Here is a 22,797-nt window from a genome sequence, read left to right as displayed (position 1 = left end):
GCCCCAGATGTAGGTGGAAAGTGTCGTGGCGGCAACGTTTTTCACCTACGGACTTCGCGCCCGTAGGTGAAAAAACGTTGTGTCAGTAGCGGTTTCCACCTACGGCATCTCTTACGGCAGCCGGYCGTAGGCGGCGAGGGTCAGGAAGTCGGTGAAGTCGTCGGCGAGGGCGAGCTCGACGAACAGCGCGCGGGCCTGCTCGAAGCCGGCCGCGTCGTAGCCGTCGCCGGGGGACTGCCGGATCACGGCCAGTTCCTCCTCGACGAGGCGTTCGACCAGCTCGCGGGTCACCGGTGTGCCGCCGTCGAGGACGACGCCGCCGCGCAGCCACTGCCACACCTGGGAGCGGGCGATCTCGGCGGTGGCCGCGTCTTCCATCAGGTTGAAGATCGCGACGGCGCCGGTGCCCCGCAGCCAGGCGCGCAGGTACTGGAGGGCGACGCTGACGTTGTTGCGCAGGCCCGCCAGTGTCCGCTCGCCGGGCGCGGAGACGACGTCGAGGAGGTCCGCGGCGCTGACCCGAACGTCCTCGCGGATGCGGGTGAGCTGGTTGGGGCGCTCGCCGAGCACGCCGTCGAAGACCTCCCGGCACGGCGCCACCAGGTCGGGGTGGGCGACCCAGGATCCGTCGCAGCCGGCCTCGGCCTCGCGGGTCTTGTCCGCGCGCACCCTGGCCAGGGCGGTGGCGTTGACCTCGGCGTCCCGGCGGCTGGGGATGAAGGCGGCCATGCCGCCGACCGCGTGGGCGCCGCGCCGGTGGCAGGTGCGCACCAGCAGGTCGGTATAGGCGCGCATGACGGGGGCGGTCATCGTCACCGCGTTGCGGTCGGGCAGGGTGAACCGCTCACCCCGGTCGCGGAACTTCTTGATGATGCTGAACAGGTAGTCCCAGCGGCCCGCGTTCAGCCCGGCGGAATGTTCACGCAGCTCGTAGAGGATCTCCTCCATTTCGAATGCCGCCGGGATCGTCTCGATGAGCACGGTGGCGCGGATTGTGCCCCGGGGAAAACCGAGGGCGTCCTCGGTGTGGACGAAGACGTCGTTCCACAGCCGCGCCTCAAGATGGCTTTCCAGCTTCGGGAGGTAGAAGTACGGGCCCCTGCCCGCGTCGAGCTGCCGTTGCGCGCAGTGGAGAAGTACAGCCCGAAGTCGAACAGGCCGGCGGAGACGGGCCGGCCGTCGACGAGCAGGTGCTTTTCGGTCAGGTGCCAGCCCCGGGGCCTGGCCACGATCGTGGCCAGGGTGTCGGCGAGGGCGTAGCGCCGGCCGTCCCCGCTGGTGAAGTCGATGGTGCGGTCCAGGGCGTCCCGCGGGTTGAGCTGGCCGGTGACCATGTTCTCCCACAGGGGGTGTTGGCGTCCTCGAAGTCGGCCARCCAGACCTTCGCGCCCGAGTTCAGCACGTTGATCGTCATCTTGCGGTCGGTCGGCCCGGTGATCTCGACCCGGCGGTCGAGAAGGCCCGGCGGGGGCGGGGCGACCTGCCAGTCACCCTCGCGGACGTCCCTGGTGTGGGGGAGGAAGTCCAGGTTCGCGCCGGCGGACAGATGGGCCTGCACCTCGCCGCGCCGGGCCAGCAGCTCACCCCGCCGTGGGCCGAAGCGGCGCTCCAGATCGGCGACCAGCGCCAGCGCCGGGAGGGTCAGGATCTCCTCGAAGCGTTCCCCGACAGGGCCAGTGATCTCCACGCCGGCGGGAACGTCGGGGAATGGGACGCCAGGCTCGGCCACACGCATCTCCAGGAATTCCAGGAATCTCGGACGACAGAAGAAGATTTCGCGCGGTGGAACGCTTCGGTGAAGTTCTCGTCAGACCGTCGGTGCTCCCCGTTCCCGACGCTCCCGAGGTAGCGGTGGACACGGGGGCAGGGCTGAAGCGGTCACGAATCTATCGTGATCCGTTCGGCTACGCCGGCTGTGGCTGCTGTGCTGACTGTGACTGGCGCGCCGCCTGTGGGCGGTGGGAGCGGGTGCGGACGGCGGCGCAGAGCAGGGCTGAGAGGGCCGCGACGCCTGCCATCACGTACCAGACGCGCTGGAAGGCGTCGAGCGCGGAGGCGGGGGACGGCGTGCCGAGGACGGCGACGAACACCGACACCCCGAGCACGGCGCCGAGCTGCCGGAACGAGGAGTTGATGGCGCTGCCGATCCCGAACCGGGCCGGTGGCAGCGACGCGGCGGCCGCGCTGCCGAGCGTGGGGAGGGTCAGCCCGATGCCGGCACCGGTGAGCAGGGCCGCCGGCAGCCAGTCGGTGACGTAGTGCGGGGTGGCATCGATCTGGGTGGCGAACAGCAGCATCGCCGCGGTGAAGGACAGCGCGCCGGGGACGAGGACCGCGCGGTGCCCGAAACGGTCGGCCAGCGCGCCGGCCAGCGGGGCGGCGACACCGGCGAGCAGCGGGCTCGGGGTCACCGCGAGGGCGCTGCGCAGCACCGACCAGTGCCACACCGTCTGCAGGAAGATGATGTTCGCCAGAGTGACGGCGAAGAAGGCGGTGGCGAACGTCAGCATCCCGGCGTTCGCCACGCTGTAGGCGCGGACCCGGAACAGGCTGAGGTCGACGGCTGGCCGGGCGGCATGCCGGGTCCGGACGACGAACAGCGGCAGACCGACCGCGGCGACGAGGAACGCGCCGATGACGCGGGGGTCGTCCCAGCCCCAGTCCGGCCCCTCGATGATGCCGAACGCGACAGCGCTGAGCGCCAGCGTCACGAAAAGGATGCCGAACGGGTCGGGGATGCCGGTGGCGCCGGTGTCCCGGCTTTCCCGCAGCACCCGCGCGCCGACCAGCGCGGCCAGCAGACAGATCGGCAGGTTGACCAGGAACACCCAGCGCCAGGACAGATACTGGACGAGCACCGAGCCCAGGACCGGTCCGCTGGCCGCGGCGAGCCCACCCATCGCGCCCCAGATCCCGATCGCGGCCGAGCGCTTGTGGGGCGGGAATTCGGGGAGCAGCAGAGCCAGCGACGACGGCACCAGGATCGCGGCGAACACCGCCTGCAGCGCCCGGGCGGCGATGAGCACAGCGGTGCCGGACGCCAGCCCGCAGGCGGCGGAGGTGACCGCGAACCCGATCAGCCCGATCTGGAACAGCCGTTTGCGGCCGAACTGGTCGGCCAGCCGCCCGGCGAGGACGAGCAGCGCGGTGAGGACCAGCGCGTAGGCGTTGAGGACCCAGGCCAGGCCCGCGGTCGTGGTGTGGAAGCTCCTGGTGATCGACTCGAACGCGACGTTGACGATCGTCGCGTCCAGGAAGACGACGAACACCCCGATCGAGGAGATGGCGAGAACCGCGCGGGCGCGCCCGCTCCTCGGCGCCCGCCGCTCGTCGGTGGGCGCCGGCGCCGCTTTCCCGCCCGGTGCCGCTTTCCCGCCGGGGGCCGCTGACGGCGTGGTCGCTGGCCCGGCCGCCGGCCCGCTCCGTGGCGCGGCCGGCGGCTTGGGGGCTGGCTCGGCGGCTGGCTCGGACGGTAACGTCACCACCGGTTCGGCTGACGGCTCGGCTGACGACCCGCCGGGCGGACTGGGTGGCTCGGCGGGTGACGTCACCGATGGCTCGGCCGCCGGTTCGGCCGGCGATCCGGCCGCTGTCTCGGCCTGCGATCCGGTTGGCGGCCCGGCCGCTGCCTCGGCTGGCGATCCGGTTGGCGATCCGGCCGCTGCCTCGGCCTGCGACCCGGTTGGTGGCTCGGCCGCTGCCTCGTCGGTAGTGGTCGGTACCGCTGGGTTGCTCACTGTTGCTCCTGCCGGTGGTGGAGGCGGTCGACGGTCCTGTCGAGTTCGGTGGTGATGGCCGCGCTGCCGTAGCTGCCGCCGGGAACAGCGACACGGCTGATCAGCGCGGTGCCGAGCCCGGCCATTCGCACGGTGTGGTCGACGAAGTCCTCGACCGGCGGCCAGTCCAGCTCGGGTTTGCTCAGCAGCAGCGACACGCAGCCGTGGATGGCGGCCCACAGGCTCAGCGCGAGCGGGCGCGTCTCCCCGCGGAACACCCCGGCGTCCACGCAGTCCTGGACGGCCCGGCTCATCTGCCTGAGTGCCGCTCGGGCGGCCGTCGTCGCCGCGGCCGCACACCTCTCACCATGGGTGAGGGGTCGGCCCATCATCAGCAGCCGGTACTGGACGGGATGGTCGAGCCCGAACCGGACGTACGCCATGCCGCACCGGCGCAGGGCGTCCAACGGGTCCGTCACGCCGACGGTGGCGGCGGTCAGCCGCTCGTCCAGGTCACCCCAGACCTTCAGGCAGACGGCGTCGAGGAGCGCGGCCTTGTCGGCATAGTGCAGGTAGACCGATGGCGTCGTCACACCGACCCGGCGGGCGACCGCACGCACGGTGACGGCCTGTTCGTCCCCGGTTTCGACCAGCAGGGCCTCGGCCGCGAACAGGATCTCCTCGGCCAGTCGGCCGCCCTCACCCCGGCGCGCCCTCGTCCGCCCGGCTGACACCATGGACGAAGGTTGCCAGCGTCAACTTAACCTTGTCAACTCACGCTGTCGCTGTCGCTGTCGCTGTCGCTGTCGCTGTCGCTGTCGCTGTCGCTGTCGCTGTCGGCGGTGGCGGTGGCGACCGGCGGGAGCCGGTCCGGGGGCCGCTGTCGCGGCGGCCGTGCGCCCGGCCGCCGGGCGCGAGCCGGTAAAAACGGGAACATCCCATAAAATCAGGAAGGCCTTGTGGCGAGGATCGGACGGCCGGTGGTGGGTGTTGCCGGCGTGTCGCCGATGACAGGCTGGCCCTTTTGTTCTGAAAAACGACTGAGTTGTTCCCGAAAATCCGTCGCGGCGGATATCGACCTGACCGGGGTGTTCCGGCGGAATAGGCAGTTTGGCGCGCCGGGAACAGTGCGCTGATGCGTCTGTTGTCTCGAGTTGACGCTGCACGGTAGCGAAGTAGTTTTATTCCTACAAATAGCTGGCTCGAGCTGGAGGCGATCGTATGGAGCAGCAGCAGGCGCAGGAGCTGGAGCAGCGGCTGCGGGAGGACTGGGACCGGATTCGCCATCAGATTCTCGATCAGTTCGTCCAGGTCAGCACCGCGGATCTGGACGCCGCCGCCAGCGTCAACGATCTCGTACGGCGGATCGCCGACAGGTCACACCACACCGAGCCCTACGTCGAGACGCGGTTGCGCGAACTCGTCGCCGCCACGGTGTCAGCCGGGCAGGCTGGGCCTGAGCAGCCCGGGGAGCAGGCCGGGCAGGCCGAGAGCGGGGGTGAGGGGACGCGGCCGGGCGCCGAGGGCGAGGGCGCCCGGCCGGCCACGGCGGAGGCAGGCGGGCAGCCGGGCGCCGAGGCGGAGCAGGGTGGTGAGGCAGGGGATTTCAGCCAGCCCTCCGAACCGCTTGGTGGGCCACGACAACCGTTCGGCGGGTCGGAGGATCCGCAGCAAGAGTCGTAAAACCAGTGGTGGGGCCGGTACTGAGACCAGTGACAAAACCGGCGTCCGGACTTCTTCGGCTGATTTTCCCGGACTGAGCCCGGACCAGTTGGACCCGGGCTGGTGATTCCGGGTTTTCGCCCCGAGGAGTGTTCCCGGCGGTCCGCTCGCCGGGAACACTCCTGCCGGGGGCTTCCGGCGGGGATTCCTGCCAGCGGCACAGAGGATTCCCCGGGAGCGGGTGAAGGGTGTCACGCCTCTTCTCAGGCAGGCTGGCGCGGGCTACAGCGGGATGTTGTTGTGGCCGCCGCGGCGCCCGACCGCGGCGGGGCGTTCGTCCACGGCGGGACGTTCGTCCGCGGAGGCGAAGGTCCGCACGAGGGTGCGGCGGGTGCGGGCCGGGTCGATGACCTCGTCGACGACGCCGATGGACAGGGCGCGGTCGACGCCCCCGGCGACCCGCTGGTGCTCGGCGACGAGCTGGACGCGCAGCTCCTCGCGCCGCTCGTCGTCCGCGGCGGCGGCCAGCTTCCTGCGGTGCAGGATCCCGACGGCGGCCTCCGCCCCCATGACGGCGACCTCGGCCTGCGGCCAGGCGTAGACGGCGGTGGCGCCCAGCGAGCGGGAGTTCATGGCGATGTACGCCCCGCCGTAGGACTTCCGCGTGATCAGGGTGACGCGGGGCACCACCGCCTCGGCGAAGGCGTGCAGCAGCTTCGCGCCCCGGCGGACCACACCGTCCCACTCCTGCCCGACGCCGGGCAGGTAGCCGGGCACGTCGACGACGACCAGCAGCGGCACGCCGAACGCGTCGCACATGCRCACGAACCGGGCTGCCTTCTCCGCGCTCAGCGAGTCCAGGCAGCCGCCCTTGCGGATCGGGTTGTTGGCGATGACCCCGACCGTGTGCCCGCCGAGACGGCCGAGACCGATGACGATGTTGGGCGCCCACCGGGGCTGCAGCTCCTCGAAGGCGTTCCACGGCCCGGCGCTGTCGAGGATCTCCAGCAGCAGCGGGCGGACGTCGTAGGCGCGCCGCGCCGTCGCGGGCAGCAGCTCGCGCAGGTCCCGGCTGTCGTCCACCGTGTCCGGGTCGAAACGGCCGGGCCTGGTGAGCAGCCCGGTGATCCGGCGGGCCCGGGTGAACGCGTCGTCCTCGGTGTCGACGGTGACGTGGACGACCCCGGAGCGGCGGCCGTGCGCGTCGACGCCGCCGAGACCCGCCATGTCGATCTGTTCGCCGGTCACGCTGCGTACGACGTCGGGCCCGGTCACGAAGATCCGGCCGGACGTCGACATGATCACGATGTCGGTCAGCGCGGGGCCGTAGGCGGCGGCGCCGGCCGCCGGGCCGAGCACCACCGATATCTGCGGCACCCGGCCCGAGGCCCGGGTCATGGCCGCGAACATCCGGCCGGCGCCGTCGAGGGACTCGACCCCGTCCGCGAGCCGGGCGCCGCCCGAGTGCCACAGCCCGATCACCGGCTGGCCGTCGCGCACCGCCGTGTCGATGGCGTCGACGATGTGCCGGGCGCCGCCGAGGCCGAGGGCGCCGCCCATCACCGTCGCGTCGGTGCAGTAGGCGACGACGGGGGCGCCGTCGATCCGGCCGCGCACGGCGAGCACGCCGGTGTCGTCGTCGGGGTGCAGGGCGGTCACGGAGCCGGTGTCCAGCAGGTGGGACAGGCGTGCCGCGGGGGCTCGCCGATCGGCCTGGATGTCGTCGGCGGCGGGCCTGGGAAGAGCGATCCTGGCAACGGCGTCCTCGGGACGAGCCGTCAACCCTGTCATCTCCAGCCTCCTCCTGGCGAACCCCGGCGCATCCGACGGGTTCGACGAACAACGATGAATGACGAACAACGACTAACGACCAACGGCGGGCAGCCAGTGATTGGCGGACAGCCGATTGATGGTGGACAGCAACGAACGGTGAACGCGACGAAGCACGACGTACGACGACGTACGACGACGAACGACGAACATGACCAGCACGCCCCGCGGGGCTCGGGTGCCCGCTCCCGGCACGGGCCGGACCGGGCGGCTCGCCGCCGGGGCCGGGCCCGGCCGCGCGGAGCGTGCTGGACGGGATCCGCGAGGATCAGTCGACGATCACCGGGAGACGGTCGGCGGTCGGCCGCCACTCGTCCGTGACCGCCGTCGGCCGGGGGCCGGCCTCGGGCTCGAGGGGGTAGCGCAGCACGCTGCGGAAGTATGCGATCCGCCAGCCCCGCTCGGTGTGTACGACGACGCTCAGGTAGTCGCCGTTGGTGGTCGTCCCGTCCGACCGGAGCGCGATGTAGCGGCTGTGGGTCCGCACGGTCCCGTCCGGGTCGGTCAGGATCAGCGTGTTCACCGTCTGGTGGTCCGCCCCGTCCGGCTGCCGCTGGTCGAACAGCTCCCGGACGGCGTCGATCCCGTGCAGGTGGACGCCATCGCCGTAGCCGAGCTCGATCTCGACGTCGTCGGTGAAGAGCAGGGGCAGGGCGTCGAGCTCGCGGCTGTCGTACACGTGCGCGATCAGCGCGATGGTCTGGTGGATCTCGGCGACGTCGGCGGCCGACAGTTTGCGGCTCATGCCGGGATCGCGCCGAGTTGCTGGAGGATGGTGAGCCGGTCCGGGGTGACGACGTAGTCGACGACCTTGCCATCACGGAACGTGACCAGGCTGATGCTGGTGCCGTCGATGGTGTTCCCGGTGCCGGGCACACCCCAGACCTCGCCGGAGTGGACGCCCTGGATGCGCCAGAAGACCRCGACCCGGTCACCCTCGGCCACGATGTCGGTGACGGTGGTCTTCAGGTCGGTGACGTTCTTCCGCAGGTCGATGACGTGGCTGGCGAAGCTGTCGCGGCCGAACGTGCCGCTGCCGGTGCTCCGGCTGGCGTCCTCGGCGAGGAAGTCGTCGAGCAGCTCCAGCCGGCCCTCGTTGACGATCTCCTCGTACAGGCGCCGGGCGATCGTCTTGTTCGCCTGGAGCCTGTCCGGGCTGTCCGCCGCGACGGCCGTCGCCGTCCCGGCGTGCTGGTCGGTGGTGGTCATAAATCGTTCCCTCTCATAAATGCCGTGAAGGCCGTAAATGCCGTGAACATCGTAAAGGCTGCGAATATCGTACATATCGGGACCGCGACGGACGCCCGTGCGGCCGGCACGAACGCGGCGGACGTGAATCCGCCGGGCGTGAATCCACCGGGCAGCGGTGGGCGGGAACCCCCGGCGGATCCGCCGGGGGTGAAGCCACCAGGGACGCGTGTCCCGGCACCGGCCGCGGGCGCACCGGGTGTCCCCGCACCGGGTGTCACTGCATCGGCTCACCGTCGTACGTCGGCGGCAGCAGGAAGCCGTTGCTCGCGCTGAGGCCGCCGTCGCTGGGGATCACCGCGCCGGTGATGTAGGAGGACTCGGGGGTCGCGAGAAACCAGATCACCTGGGCCTGCTCGCGCGGGTCGCCCCACCGGCGCAGCGGGATCCGCCGGTTGATGTTCGCGAACAGCCGGGGATCGTGCTTCACCGGCGCCGTGCGCGGGGTGAGGGTGATGCCCGGTGCGATCGCGTTGATCCGGATGCCCTGGTAGCCGTAGTCGAGCGCGGCCGACCGCACCAGGTTGATCGCCGCCGCCTTGGTGGCGTTGTACGCCCAGGTGTAGGGGTCGCCGCGCAGCCCGGCGCCGGAGGCCGTCACGACGATGGCACCGCCGCCGGCGGCCCGCAGCGCCGGAGCGGCGGCCCGGATGCCGAGCGCCGCGCCGCGCACGTTGACCGCGTGGACCCGGTCGAGCTGTTCGATCGCCCCGGGGGCCTCGATCGGCGGCGCGCCGCCGATGCCGGCGTTGAGGACAGCGGCGTCGAGGCGGTCGAAGTGCTCGAGGGCCAGCCGCACCGCCTCGACGTTCGCCTTCTCGGTGGAGACGTCGCCCTCGAGCGTCACGACGTTCTTGATGCCCTCGAGCTCGGCGAGGCCGGCCGTGTCGGGGTCCACGGCGACGACACCGTAGCCTCGTTCGGCGAACAGCTCCACGGTCGCCCGGCCGATCCCGGCGGCGGCGCCGGTCACGACGACTGCCGGAAGTGTCATGCTTGTCCCCTCTGCTGGTTATCTACTGGTGACCCGGGGCCGTCGGCGGCGCGAAAAATGATCACGCTGCTTCTGGTCCGCCGGGTGGGTCGTCCGGGGTGTCCGCCGCGAGGCCGATCCCGATGCCCGGCCGGTGCCCGCGCGCTGCCTGGCTGATGCCCGTCCGGTGCCCGGCTGACGCGCGGTGTGGGACGCGCGGGCCGGGCCCCGGTGCGCGGGCTGGATCCGCGCTCATGGGCCGGTCAGGTCGCCTGGGCAAGCGACGCCAGCCACTTGGCCACCGCGGCGGCGGTCGTCCCGGTGTCCTCCTCAAGGATGGTGAAGTGGTCACCGGGGACGTCGATGATCTCGTGCGGGAGTGTCCAGTACGCCCGCCAGTCCGGCCGGCCCGCCGTCTCGGCGGGGGTGCCGGCCAGCGGCTGTTCCGCACGGATGAGCAGGGTGCGGGCACGGACCTCGGACGGCTGCCAGTCCCCGAAGATCCGGTTGTAGGTGCCCATGGTGGACAGCCGGGAGTCCAGCGTCGACAGGTCGAAGCGGTCGAACCGCTCCACCAGCGCGGTGATCATGGCGGCGTTCCACCATTCCATCCCCGGCCGGGAGGGGGTGTCGATCGGGTAGGAGTCGACCAGGATCAGCCCGGCCGGGAAGATCCCCTCCGCCTCCAGGCCGGCGACGACCGAGTTCGCCACGCAGCCGCCCATCGAACGGCCGAGGACCACGAACGGCTCGTCCCCGACGACCTGCCTGACCGCGTCCACGTGCATCTGGATCAGCGTGGCGGCCGAGCCCGGGAGCAGGTCGCCTGTGGGCAGCCCCGGGGCCGGCACCACATGGACGTCCCGCTCGTCGCGGAACAGGCTGCCGAACCGGGAGTACTCGTGCGGGCCGGACAGCGCCGACAGCGCCGGGAAGCAGACGATGTTCGGCCGGGACGGCCCGGTCACCAGGGTCAGCGGGGGCGGGGTGTGCTCGTGGCGGTCCGCCTCGTCGAACGTCGAACGCAGGCTGGACGCCACGACCAGCAGCTGCGCGGCGGCGTTCATCTGCCCGGCGTCGAACAGCCGCCGGTACAGCCCGCCGATGCCCCCGCCGACAGCGGCGACGGCGTCGGCTGACGGCCCGCCGCTGCCCGCGCCCGCCGCCGGCGCCGACGGCGTCCCCCGCCCGGCGGAATCGGGCCCGGCGGAGTCGAGCCGGCCGGCGATGAGCTCGGCGACGTCGGCCGGGGACGGATGGTCGAAGGTGAGCGTTGCCGGCAGCCGCAGGCCGGTGTGCGCCTCCAGCCGGTTGCGCAGCTCGACCGCGGTGAGCGAGTCCAGCCCCAGCTCGACGAAGGCGCCGGCGGCGGAGACCGGGTCGGCGTCGGCGTAGCCGAGAGCATTCGCGGTTTCGCTACGCACAAGCTCGAGTATGACCGCGTCACGTTCGGCCCCGGACAGGCCGGTGAGCCGCTCGCGCAGCGCCGACCGGCCACCCGCCGGCGCCGTGCCCGCCGCCCGCCGGGCCGGCCGGACCAGCCCGCGCAGCAGCGCGGGCACCCCGGCCGTCGCGGACCCGGCGCGGATGGTGGCCAGGTCGAGCGGCGCCGGCACCAGCAGCGGCCGGGCGGTGCGGGCGCCGGCCGCCAGCGCGGTGTCGAACAGCGCCACGCCCGCCTCGTCCGACAGCGGCCGCAGCCCGGAGCGGGTGATGCGCTCCCGGTCGGCGTCGGTGAGGTGGGCGGTGACGCCGCTGGCGAGCGCCCACTGGCCCCAGGCCAGCGACAGCGCCGGCAGGCCGTGCGCCCGGCGGTACGCCGCGAGCGCGTCCAGCGCGGCGTTCGCCGCCGTGTACGGAGCCTGCCCCGTCCCGCCGGTGAGCCCCGACAGGGACGAGAACAGCACGAACGCGGCCAGGTCGTGCCCGCGGGTGAGCTCGTGCAGGTGCCAGGCGCCGTCCAGCTTGGGACGCAGCACCGCGTCGAGACGGTCACCGGTGAGGCCGGCGAGCAGGCCGTCGTCGGCGATGCCGGCGGCGTGCACGACCGCGGTCAGCGGATGCTCGGCCGGGATCGCGGCGAGGACGCCGGCGAGCGCGCCACGGTCGGCGGCGTCCGCGGCCACGACGGTGGCGGTCGCGCCGAGCTCGGCGAGCTCGTCCCGCAGCGCCACCGCACCGGCGGCGTCGGGACCGCCGCGGGAGGTCAGGACGAGGTGGCGGACGCCGTGGGCGGCGACCAGATGGCGGGCGACCAGCGCGCCGATCGCGCCGGTACCACCTGTGATCAGAACAGTGCCGCCGGCGGTGAACGACGTCCCGGCCACTGTGCCGGTCGCTGTCACGTCCGCTGTGGTGTCCGACGCTGTGGTGTCCGACGTGGTGTCCGGCGCGTCCACCGTGCTGTCCGTGACGGACGCCGGGCCGCCCGCGGCCGTCTCCGTGATCGTCTCTGTGGCCGTGGCTGTGTCCGCACCCGCACCCGCACCCGCGGCCACATCCGTGCCTGGGCCTGCCGTGCCGGTCGGGTCGGCCGTCGCGACCCGGACCAGGCGGGGGACGGCGACGCTGCCCGCGCGGATCGCGAGCTGCGGCTCACCGCCGGCGTCCGCGACGGCGAGCGCCGCCGGCAGCGCCGCGGCCGAGACGGGATCGTCGTCGACGTCGAGCAGGACGATCCGGCCGGGATGCTCGGCCTGCACCGAACGCACCAGCCCCCACACGGCGGCGGACGCGACATCGACAGCTTCGTCAACAACTTCACTGCCAACGGCCCCGCTGCCGACAGTTCCGCCGCCGGCGGTCCCGTTGGGGGCGTCCGTCTCCTGAGCGGTTGTCGTGTCCGCGTCGGCTGTGCCCTGGGGGTCGGCTGTGCCCTGGGCGTCGGCGGGGGCGTCGGCGGGGACGCCGTCCACGGCGACCGCGTGCCGGGTGACGATGACGAGCTGGGCGCCGTCGACCCGGCGTTCGGCGGTCCACGCCTGCACCTGGGCCAGGACGCCGCGCGCCGTCGCGTGCGCGGCGGCCAGGACGTCACCGCCAGTGCCGCCGTCGCCGGCACTGGTGTTCGGGCCGCTGTCGTCGACGCCGGTGGCCGGCAGGCCGCTGGCGAAGACCAGACCGGGGGTGGGCTCGCCGAGGTCGATGGCGGTGGTGAGGTCGGTGAGGTCGGCGAACGCGCGGGTGTCCGCGCGGGCCTGCCGCAGCAGGTCGCGCAGGTGCTCCTCGGCGCCGAGCACGGACCAGGTCCGGCGGTCGGTGGCCGTCGACGTCGGCAGCGGTTTCCAGTCCACCGCGAACAGGGTGTCGTCGTCCGTTGCCCCGCCGGCGGCGGCCCGCGCGGCGTTGATCTGCGCCGAGGACACCAGCCGGCCGGTGAGCGAGGCGATCGACAGCACGAGCGCGCCGGTGCCGTCGGCGGTGTGCAGGGACAGCCGGTCCGGTCCGATCACCGCCAGCCGCACCCGCAGCGCGGACGCGCCGGCGGAGTGCAGCCGCAGACCCGACCAGGCGAACGGAAGCTGCACCTGGCCTGGCGGGGCGTCGAGCAGCCCCCGGTGGGCGCTGACGTGCACGGCCGCGTCGAGCAGGGCGGGGTGCAGGCCGAAGTCGCCGGCGTCCGCGCGTACCTGCTCGGGCAGCTCGATCTCGGCGAACAGCTCCTCGCCCCGTTCGGACTGCCGCTGCCAGGCGGCGCGCAGCCCGCGGAACGTCGGCCCGTACACCAGCCCCGCGCCGGCCAGGGCTTCGTAGACGCTGTCGACGTACGCGCTGCCGCTGCCGCTGTCGTCACCGTCGGTGCTGATGGCCTCGGCGCCCGGAGGCGGCCAGGTCGCCAGGGCCTCCGCGGCGGCCGCCTCGGCCGCCGCCGCGTCCGCGCCGGGGGTGTCGTCGGCGGTCAGGTAGCCGCTGACGTGGCGGGTCCAGCCGTCGGCGCGGGGCTGCTCGCCGTCCGGCCGCGAGTGGACCGCGATCGGTCGGCGTCCCGTCTCGTCCGGCGCGCCGACGACGACCTGTACCTGGACGCCGAACCGGCCGGGCAACACCAGCGGCGCCTCGGCGATCAGCTCGTCGACGGTGTCGTACCCGGTGATCTCGCCGGCGTGCAGGGCGAGCTCGATGAACACCGTGCCCGGGACGATCACGGAGCCCAGCACGGCGTGGTCGGCGAGCCAGGGGTGGGTGTGCAGGGAGAGGCGGCCGGTGAGGATGGTCTGCTCGGTGTCGGCGGGGGTGAGGGCGGCACGCAGGAGCGGGTGCTGGGTGGCTGCGAGGCCCAGGGTCGTGGGGTCGCCGCTGGTGGTGGCGGGGCGCAGCCAGAAGCGCTGGCGCTGGAAGGCGTAGTTGGGCAGGGGGACGGTGCGTGGCGGGGCGATCGCCGCGTCGGGGCCGGTCGTGTCGGGGCCGGTGAAGAGGGCGGGCCAGTCCAGGCGGACGCCGTGGGTGTGTGCGGTGGCGAGCGCGGTGAGCAGGGTGGCCGTTTCGGGCCGGTTGCGGCGCAGCAGGGGGACGGCGACCGTTTCGGGTCGGTTGTCGCCGCTGTCGCTGTTGGTGTTGGTGAGGGTTTCGTGGGTGAGGGCGGTCAGGACGGGGTCGGGGCCGAGTTCGAGGTAGGTGGTGGTGCCGTGGTGGTGGAGGGTTTCGGTGGCGTGCTGGTAGTGGACGGTGGCGCGGATGTGGCGGGTCCAGTGTTCGGGGGTGGCCGGGTCGCTGTCCGGGGTGTCGGTGAGAGCGCTCACGATCGGGACGGCGGGCTGGTGGTAGGTGAGGGTGCGGGCGACGGCGTCGAACTGGTCGAGGATGGGGTCGAGGTGGTGGGAGTGGAAGGCATGGCTGACGCGTAGCTGACGGGTTTTTACCCCGCGGTCGGCGAAGTGTTGGGCGACGGCGTGGGTGGGTTCGGGGTCGCCGGCGATGACGACGGAGGTCGGCCCGTTGATGGCGGCGATGTCGACGCCGGGGTGGCCGTCGAGGGCGGTGCGGACGTCGTGTTCCCCGGCCTGGATGGCGATCATGATGCCGCCTGCTGGGGCGGAGTTGATCAGATGGGCGCGGGCGGCGACGAGGGTGGTGGCATCGGGGAGGGTGAGGATGCCGGCGGTGTGGGCGGCGGTGAGTTCGCCGATGGAGTGGCCGGCGAGGTGGTCGGGTTGCAGGCCCCAGTGGGTGAGGAGGTGGTAGAGGGCGGTTTCGAGGGCGAAGAGGGCGGGCTGGGTGTAGAGGGTTTGGTTGAGGTCGGTGGGGTCGGTGTCGAAGATGACCTCGCGCAGTGGCCGTAGCGGCTGGTCGAGCTGGTCGGTGTAGGTGGCGAGGGCGCTGTCGAGGGCGGCGGTGGTCTCGTCGAAGGCGGCGCGGAAGACGGGGTAGGTGTCGTAGAGCTCGCGGCCGGCGCCGGGGCGCTGCGCGCCCTGCCCGGTGAACAGGAAGGCGATCTTGCCAGGGGTGCCGGTGCCCACGACGGTCCGGGGCGTCTGCCGCTCGGTCGCGACCGCGTCCAGGCCCGCGAGCAGGTCGTCCCGGTCCCCGGCGATGACGACGGCGCGGTGGGACAGCGTCGCCCGGGTGGTGGCCAGCGAGTAGGCGACGTCCACCAGCCGCGGCGCGCTGTCACCGCTGACGTGCGCGGCCAGCCGGGCGGCCTGGTCCTGGAGAGCTCTGGGTGAGCGCGCGGAGATCAGGAACGGCAGCGGGCCGCCAGCCGGTTCGCCGGCGGGCGTCCCCGCCCTCCCCGGCTCCGCGCCCGCCTCGGTGGCGGGTGTGCCCGTGGCGGGCGCGTCCGCGTCGACCAGGGCAGCTGCCCGCACGTCCGTCCGGTCCGCCGGGCCGTCCGTCCCGGCATCCGCCGGGGTGGCCGGAGGGCTGTCCACCGCGGCGTTCTCCGCGGTGGGCTGGTCGGTGGGGGCCTGTTCGATGATGATGTGGGCGTTGGTGCCGCTGACGCCGAAGGCGGAGACGGCGGCCCGGCGGGGCCGGTCGACATCGGGCCAGGGGCGGGCCTCGGTGAGCAGTTCCACCGCACCCGCCGACCACTTCACGTAGGGTGACGGCGCGTCCACGTGCAGGGTTTTCGGCAGGACGCCGTGCTGGAGGGCGTGGACCGTCTTGATGATGCCGGCGACGCCGGCGGCGGCCTGGGCGTGCCCGATGTTGGACTTCAGCGAGCCGATGTAGAGCGGCCGGTCGGCGGGGCGGTTCTGGCCGTAGGTGGCGATGAGGGCCTGGGCTTCGATGGGGTCGCCGAGGCGGGTGCCGGTGCCGTGGGCCTCGACGGCGTCGACGTCGGCGGGGGTGAGGCCGGCGGCGGCGAGGGCGGCGCGGATGACGCGCTGCTGGGATGGTCCGTTGGGTGCGGTCAGTCCGTTGGAGGCGCCGTCCTGGTTGACGGCGGAGGCGCGGACGACGGCGAGGATGCGGTGGCCGGCGCGCTGGGCGTCCGAGAGCCGCTCGAGCAGAAGCAGGCCCACGCCCTCCGACCAGCCGGTGCCGTCCGCCGCCGCCGCGAACGCCTTGCAGCGGCCGTCGGGGGCGAGCCCGCGCTGCCGGGCGAAGTCCACGAAACCCAGCGGCGACGTCATGACGGCGACCCCGCCGGCGATCGCCAGGTCGCTCTCGCCGGAGCGCAGCGACTGGCTGGCCAGGTGCAGGGCGACCAGCGACGACGAGCAGGCCGTGTCGATGGTGACCGCCGGCCCCTCGAAACCGAACGTGTAGGAGATCCGGCCGGAGGCGACGCTGCCGAGCGCGCCGGTGACCAGATAGCCCTCCAGCTCGTCGGGGACCTCGTGGAAGCCGGCGGCGTAGTCACGTCCGGCGACACCGGCGAACACGCCGGTGCGGCTGCCGCGCAGCGACGCCGGGTCGATCCCGGCGTTCTCCAGCAGCTCCCAGGCGTTCTCCAGCAGCAGGCGCTGCTGCGGGTCGGTCGCGGCGGCCTCCCGCGGGGAGATCCCGAAGAACGCCGCGTCGAAGTCACCGGCACCGGAGATGAACCCGCCCTGGCGGGTGTAGGTGGTGCCGGGATGGTCCGGGTCGGGATGGTAGAGCGCGTCGGTGTCCCAGCCGCGGTCGTCCGGGAAACCGCTGATCGCGTCACCGCCGGAGGCGGCGAGCCACCACAGGTCCTCCGGCGAGGCGACCCCGCCGGGGTAGCGGCAGGCGGCGCCGACGATCGCGATCGGCTCCCGCCGGCTCTCCTCGATCTCCCGCAGCCGCCGGTGCGCGGCCCGGGAGTCCGCGAGCGCGCGCTTGAGGTATTCGCGGAGCTTGTCGTCGTTGGACATCGTCAGGCGTGCTCCTGATCCATAAGGGCGAACAGTTCCTCGTCGCTGGCGGAGTCGAGGTCCAGCTCGTCGTCGTCGGACAAGCCGGTGGCGCTGGCGGGGCCGGTGCCCCACTGGTCGAGCAGGCGGCGCAGGCGGGTGAGCGCGGCCTGCCGGTCCGCCTCCGTGGCGGCGCCGGCGGCGAAGGCTGCGAAGGCGGCCTCCAACTGGTCGACCGCGTGCGCCGGCGTCGCCGGTACCGCCGCCGGGGTGTCGAGGGCCAGCTCCCCGCGCAGGTAGGCGGCGACGGCCTCGGGGGTGGGGTGGTCGAAGACGAGCGTGGCCGGCAGGTCGAGCCCGGTCGCCGCGCCCAGCCGGTTGCGCAGGTCGACCGCGGTCAGGGAACTGAACCCCAGCTCCTGGAACGTCCGGGTCTGCAGGACCTCGCCGGCGTCGGTGTGCCCGAGAACCGTCGCGATCTCCGATCGGACGACCGTCAGCAGCACCTCGTCACGTTCGGCCTCGCCGAGGCCGGCCAGCCGTTGCAGCAGCAGAAGCCCACCAGCGGCCGAGGCTGTGTCCTGGGCCGAGGCCGTGCCCGGAGACACGGCCGGGTCGTCGCCGGCGGGCCCGCCGGCCTGCGCCGGCCGGGTGGCGGACAGCTCCCCGGCGAACGAGCGTCCGACGTCCAGCCAGTAGCGCCGGTGCTGGAAGGCGTAGGTCGGCAGGGCGACCCGCGGGTGCGGGCCGCCGAACGTCGGCGCCCAGTCGACCGGCACCCCCTGGACGTACAGCTCGGCGGCGGACAGCAGGAAACGGTCCAGCCCGCCCTGGTCGCGGCGCAGCGTCCCGACRACCACGGCACCGGTGGGGCCGGTGGCGCCGGCCGCCCCGACGGTCTCCTGCAGGCCGAAGGTGAGCACCGCGTGCGGGCTGATCTCGACGAACGTGTCATGGCCGCTGTCGAGCAGGGCGCGGGTGGCCTGCTCGAAGCGGACCGTCTCGCGCAGGTTCGCGACCCAGTAGGCGGCGTCGAGAGTGGCGGTGTCGATCCGCTCACCGGTGACCGTGGAGATCAGCGGGATCGTGGCCGCCCGCGGTGTGATCGGCGCCAGGTCCGCCAGCAGCACCTCGCGCACGCTGTCGACGTGCGCCGAGTGCGAGGCGTAGTCGACCGGGATGATCCGGGCCCGGGTGCCGCCGGCCTCCAGCTCCGCGACCAGCTCCGCCACGGCGTCGGTGTCACCGGCGACCACCGCCGACCCGGGGCTGTTGACGGCGGCGATCGACAGCCGGCCGTCCCACCGGGCCAGGTGCGGCTCGATGTCGTCCGCGGCCAGCGCGATCGAGGCCATGCCGCCGCGTCCGGCCAGGGTGGTGATGGCCCTGCTGCGCAGGGCGATGATCCGGGCGGCGTCGTCCAGGGACAGGGCGCCGGCCACATGGGCGGCGGCGATCTCCCCCTGGCTGTGGCCGACGACGGCGTGCGGATGCACACCGTGCGCGCGCCACAGGGCCGCGAGTGCGACGAGGACCGCCCACAGCGCGGGCTGGACCACGTCGACCCGCTCCAGCGACGGCGCGTCCGGCGCCCCGCGCAGCACGTCGAGCAGATCCCAGTCGACGTATGGGCGCAGCGCCCGCGCGCAGTCCGTGACCGACGCGGCGAACACCGGGGAGGAGTCGAGCAGGCCCGCCGCCATGCCCGGCCACTGGGAGCCCTGACCGGGGAAGACGAACACGATCCGGCGGTCCGCCGTGACGGTGCCCCGGGCCGCGTTCACCGGCAGGTCGCCGCGGGCCAGCGCGTCGAGGGAGGCCAGGAAGCCGTCCCGGTCGTCGGCGACGACGACCGCGCGTTCGCTGAACGTCGCGCGGGTGGTGTGCAGCGCAGCCGCGACCGCCGCGACCGCCGCGACGCCCGCCCCGGCCCCGGCCCGGCCGCCGTCCACCTCAGCCCCGCCGTTGGTCACAGGTTCGCCGCCGGCCGGCGGTTCGTCCGCGCGTAGCCAGGCCGCCAGCTGGGTGGCCTGCGCCCGCAGGGCCTGCGGGGTTTTCGCCGACAGCGTCCACGCGACCGGCTTGCCGTCGGTCACCGGTTCGCCGCCGGTGGCCGGTTCGCCGTCGGCGGCCGGACGGGACGGTACCGGCGGGCGGTCGTCGGCCGGGGCCTGTTCGATGATCGCGTGGGCGTTGGTGCCGCTGACGCCGAAGGAGGAGATCCCCGCCCGGCGGGGCGCGCCCGTCTCGGGCCAGGGCCGGGCCTCGGTGAGCAGTTCGATGTCCCCGTCAGCCCAGTCCACGTACGGTGACGGCTCGTCCACGTGCAGGGTCCTGGGCAGGACGCCGTGCTCGATGGCCTGGACCATCTTGATGATGCCGGCGACGCCGGCCGCCGCCTGGGTGTGGCCGATGTTGGACTTCAGCGAACCGAGGTAGACGGGCCGGCCGGCCTCCCGGTGCTGACCGTAGGTGGCGATGATGGCCTGGGCCTCGATGGGGTCGCCGAGACGGGTGCCGGTGCCGTGCGCCTCGACGGCGTCGACGTCGGCCGGAGCAAGCCCGGCGGCGGCGAGCGCGGTGCGGATGACACGCTGCTGGGACGGCCCGTTGGGCGCGGTCAGCCCGTTGGACGCGCCGTCCTGGTTGACCGCCGACCCCCGCACGAGCGCCAGCACCGGATGGCCGGCGCGGCGGGCGTCCGAGAGCCGTTCGAGCAGGACGAGCCCGATGCCCTCGGCCCAGCCCACGCCGTCCGCCGCCGCCGCGAACGCCTTGCTGCGGCCGTCCGGTGACAGCGCGCGCTGTCGGGACAGCTCCACCCAGGCGCCGGGGGAGGCCATCACCGTCACCCCGCCGGCGACCGCCAGCTCGCTCTCGCCGGAACGCAGCGACTGGGCGGCCAGGTGCAGGGCGACCAGCGACGACGAGCAGGCCGTGTCGATGGTGACCGCCGGCCCCTCGAAACCGAACGTGTAGGAGATCCGGCCGGAGGCGACGCTGCCGGCGCTGCCGGTGCCGAGGAAGCCCTCCAGCGACGACGGCGCCTCGTCCAGCCTGGGGGCGTAGTCGTGGTACATCACCCCGGCGAACACGCCGGTGCGGCTGCCGCGCAGCGTCGTCGGGTCGATCCCGGCCCGCTCGAACAGCTCCCAGGTGGTCTCCAGCAGCAGGCGCTGCTGCGGGTCGGTCGCCAGCGCCTCGCGGGGCGCGATCTCGAAGAAGTCGGTGTCGAAGTCGCCGGCGTCGAGCAGGAAACCGCCGTGGCGGGTGTAGGACGTGCCAGGGTGGTCCGGGTCCGGGTCGTGGAGCGCCTCGAGATCCCAGCCGCGGTCGCCCGGGAACTCGGTGATCGCGTCGGTGCCGGCGGCGACGAGCCGCCACAGGTCCTCCGGCGAGGCGACCCCGCCGGGGAAGCGGCAGGCCATGCCGACGATCGCGATCGGGTCGTCGACGACCTGGCCGCCCGGCCGTCCGGCGCGGGACGCCGTGGCATCGGCCGGCGCCGTCCCGGCCAGCCCGGTCTCGGTCTCGGTCAGCAGCGTGAGCAGGAAGGCGGCGACGGCGGTGGGGTTCGGCTGGTCGAAGGTGAGGGTGGTCGGCAGCCGCAGCCCGGTCGCCGCGCCCAGCCGGTTGCGCAGGTCGACGGCGGTCAGGGAGTCCAGCCCCAGGTCGGTGAACGGCCTGGTGGCCGCGACCGCGCGCGCGTCGGCGTGCCCGAGGGCCGCCGCGACCTCGCCGCGCACCAGGTCGAGCAGGTGCGCGGTCCGCTCGTCCGGGGACAGTGCGGCCAGCCGCGCCACCAGCGGTGACCCGGCGGCCGCCGGCCCGGCGGAGCGGGCCGCCCGCCGGGCCGGCCGGACCAGGCCGCGCAGCAGCGCCGGCACCCCGTGCTCGGCGGCCCGGCCGCGCAGCACGGCCAGATCGAGATGGACGGGTGCGAGCAGCGCCCGCTCCACACCGCCGGTCCCGCCCACGCTGGCTTTTTCGCCCGTTTCACCGGTGTCGGCATCCCCGGCGCTGTCGGCGTTACCGATGGTGCCGGTACCCGCATCTGCGTCGGCGTTCCCGGTGGTGCCGGCTTTCCCGCTGGTAGCGGTGCCGGGAACAGTCGCGTCCGGACCGGTGCCTGTGCCCGCGTTGGTGCCTGTGCCTGCGGCGGTGGCGGCGGTGGGGCGGACGCCGAGGGCGGCGTCGAAGAGGTCGAGGCCGTCCCGCGCGGACAGCGGGCGCAGGCCGGCGCGGGCGATGCGCTCGCGGTCGGCGTCGGTGAGCTCGCCGGTGATCCCGCTGGCGCCGGCCCACAGCCCCCAGGCCAGCGACGTCGCCGGCAGGCCGTGCCCGCGGCGGTAGCCGGCCAGCGCGTCGAGGAAGGCGTTGGCCGCCGCGTAGTTGCCCTGGCCGGGGCTGCCGAGGATGCCGGCGGCCGACGAGAACAGCACGAACGCGGCCAGGCCGGTGCCGCGGGTCAGCTCGTGCAGGTGCCAGGCGGCGTCCGCCTTGGGCGCCAGCACGGCGTCGAGACGGTCCGCGGTGAGCGCGGTGACGACACCGTCGTCGATGACACCGCTGGCGTGTACGACCGCGGTCAGCGGGCGCTCGGTGGGGACAGCGGCGAGCAGGCCGGCCAGCGCCTGCCGGTCGGTGACGTCGACAGCGGCGACCGTCACCGACGCGCCGAGGGCGGTGAGATCGTCGCGCAGCTGTTCCGCGCCTGCGGCGGCGAGGCCGCGGCGGCTGGTGAGCAGCAGGTGACGCGCGCCGTGCCGGGTCACCAGGTGACGGGCCAGCAGCCCGCCGAGCGCCCCGGTACCACCCGTGATCAGTACGGTCCCGTCCGGATCGAGCGCTGCCTCCGCCGACGCTTCCACCGCCGGCTGTGCCGATGGGGCCGGCTGTGCCGGCTGTGCCGATGGGGCCGCGACCCGGACCAGGCGGGGGACCGTGAGCGTGCCGCCGCGGACGGCGAGCTGCGGCTCGTCGGTCGCCAGCGCCGTGGCGAGCACGGCCGGCAGGTCGATCTCCGGCGGGTCCGCGTCCAGCAGGACGCTGTCCAGCGGGTCGAGGTCGAGCAGGACGAACCGGCCCGGGTGCTCGGACTGCGCCGAGCGGACCAGCCCCCAGCCGGCCGCCACGGCGGGATCGGGGATCTGCCCGCCGGCCGGYACGGCGCCGCGGGTCACCAGCACCAGCTTCGATCCCGGGTCGCGCGGCTCGGCCAGCCACCCCTGCACCAGCTCGAGCACACGGTGGGTGACAGCGTGCGCCGCTGCCGCCGTCCCACGAGAACCGGACGCGACCGTGCCGGAAGTGGCTGTGCTGGTAGCGGCTGTGCTGGTAGCGGCCGTGCTGGTAGCGGCCGTGCTGGTAGCGGCCGTGCCGGAGGGGGCCGTGTCGGACGTGGTCACGGGGGCGAGGACGAGTTCGGGCTCGGTCGTGCCCAGCCCGGCGAGGTCCGTGGCGGCCCGGGCGTCCACCCCGGCCGCGCGCAGCGTGGTCAGCAGTGGGTGATCATCGCTGCCGAGCACCTGGTAGCGGTCGGTGATGGTAGGCAGGTCGGCGGTGGCCGGCAGGCCGATGACGGCCCAGTCGACGGCGAACAGCGAGTCCCGGTGGGCCTCGCGCCGCGCCGCGCCGACCTGCGCGGCGCTGACCGGCCGGGACAGCAGCGAGCGGACGGAGACAACCGGCGCGCCGGTGCTGTCGGCCGCGTGCACGGCCACGCTGTCGCCGTCACCGGCGATCCGCAGCCGCAGCGCGGCCGCGCCGGCGGAGTGCAGCCGTACCCCCGACCAGGCGAAGGGCACCCGGCCCTCGGGCGCGCCGCCCGCGGTGGCGCGCCCGCCCTCGGGCGCGGTCAGGACGGCGGCGTGCAGGGCGGCGTCGAGCAGCGCGGGGTGGATGCCGAAGCGCCCGGCGTCCCCGCGTACCCCTTCCGGCAGTTCGACCTCGGCGAAGACCTCGCCCGCGCGCCGCCACACCGCGCTCGTGCCGCGAAAGAGCGGGCCGTAGGCCAGCCCGGCCGCGGTGAGCCGCGCGTACACGTCGTCCGGGTCGACGGCGGTGGCGTCCGCGGGGGGCCAGGCCGTCGGCGCCAGCGTGTCGAACA

The 22,797-nt window shown here is 73.9% G+C and carries 8 protein-coding genes and 2 pseudogenes; 1 reads left to right on the top strand and 9 read right to left on the bottom strand.

Translation table 11 applies throughout. The features are described from left to right. Positions 1–111: 111 nt before the first annotated feature. The 3 genes and pseudogenes from aceB to BL254_RS09400 all read right to left on the bottom strand — a co-directional run bounded on the left by aceB (position 112) and on the right by BL254_RS09400 (position 4,453). Positions 112–1,735 (bottom strand): annotated as a pseudogene (gene aceB, locus BL254_RS09410) (malate synthase A). A gap of 169 nt (positions 1,736–1,904) precedes the next feature. Then, positions 1,905–3,737, bottom strand: a complete 1,833-nt coding sequence (locus tag BL254_RS09405; protein ID WP_083730948.1) for an MFS transporter — start codon at positions 3,735–3,737, stop codon at positions 1,905–1,907. Then, the gene (locus BL254_RS09400) at positions 3,734–4,453 is read right to left on the bottom strand and encodes a TetR/AcrR family transcriptional regulator (protein WP_047223333.1); all 720 of its coding nucleotides are present in this window, start codon (positions 4,451–4,453) and stop codon (positions 3,734–3,736) included. The genes BL254_RS09405 and BL254_RS09400 overlap by 4 nt, the downstream gene beginning before the upstream one ends. A gap of 484 nt (positions 4,454–4,937) precedes the next feature. Between BL254_RS09400 and BL254_RS09395 the strand changes: the two genes are divergently transcribed. Continuing rightward, complete coding sequence (locus BL254_RS09395) at positions 4,938–5,399, top strand: hypothetical protein (RefSeq protein ID WP_076843091.1); 462 nt, start codon at positions 4,938–4,940, stop codon at positions 5,397–5,399. A gap of 261 nt (positions 5,400–5,660) precedes the next feature. Here the strand turns inward: BL254_RS09395 and BL254_RS09390 are convergent, their stop codons facing one another. The 6 genes and pseudogenes from BL254_RS09390 to BL254_RS09340 form a co-directional block, all read right to left on the bottom strand. Continuing rightward, positions 5,661–7,169 (bottom strand): acyl-CoA carboxylase subunit beta, encoded by a 1,509-nt coding sequence (locus BL254_RS09390; RefSeq protein WP_139342239.1) that lies wholly within the window; start codon positions 7,167–7,169, stop codon positions 5,661–5,663. A 307-nt stretch (positions 7,170–7,476) separates the two neighbouring features. Continuing rightward, the gene (locus BL254_RS09385; protein ID WP_047223332.1) at positions 7,477–7,953 is read right to left on the bottom strand and encodes an AtzH-like domain-containing protein; all 477 of its coding nucleotides are present in this window, start codon (positions 7,951–7,953) and stop codon (positions 7,477–7,479) included. Beyond that, entirely contained in the window at positions 7,950–8,417 is a 468-nt protein-coding gene (locus tag BL254_RS09380) for an ester cyclase (RefSeq protein WP_076843090.1), read from the bottom strand. The genes BL254_RS09385 and BL254_RS09380 overlap by 4 nt, the downstream gene beginning before the upstream one ends. A gap of 256 nt (positions 8,418–8,673) precedes the next feature. After that, entirely contained in the window at positions 8,674–9,450 is a 777-nt protein-coding gene (locus BL254_RS09375) for an SDR family NAD(P)-dependent oxidoreductase (RefSeq protein ID WP_013873904.1), read from the bottom strand. Between the two features lie 299 nt (positions 9,451–9,749). Continuing rightward, a pseudogene (locus BL254_RS27645) lies at positions 9,750–16,709 on the bottom strand (SDR family NAD(P)-dependent oxidoreductase); the annotation flags it as partial. A gap of 2 nt (positions 16,710–16,711) precedes the next feature. Further along, a partial coding sequence (locus tag BL254_RS09340) for a type I polyketide synthase (RefSeq protein ID WP_139342238.1) occupies positions 16,712–22,797 on the bottom strand: 6,086 nt, incomplete at its 5' end.

The organism is Protofrankia sp. BMG5.30, from assembly GCF_001983005.1.
Taxonomy (GTDB): Bacteria; Actinomycetota; Actinomycetes; order Frankiales; family Frankiaceae; genus Protofrankia; species Protofrankia coriariae.
The sequence above is the reverse complement of the archived record's forward strand: the minus strand, read 5'-3'. Positions and strand labels throughout refer to the sequence as shown.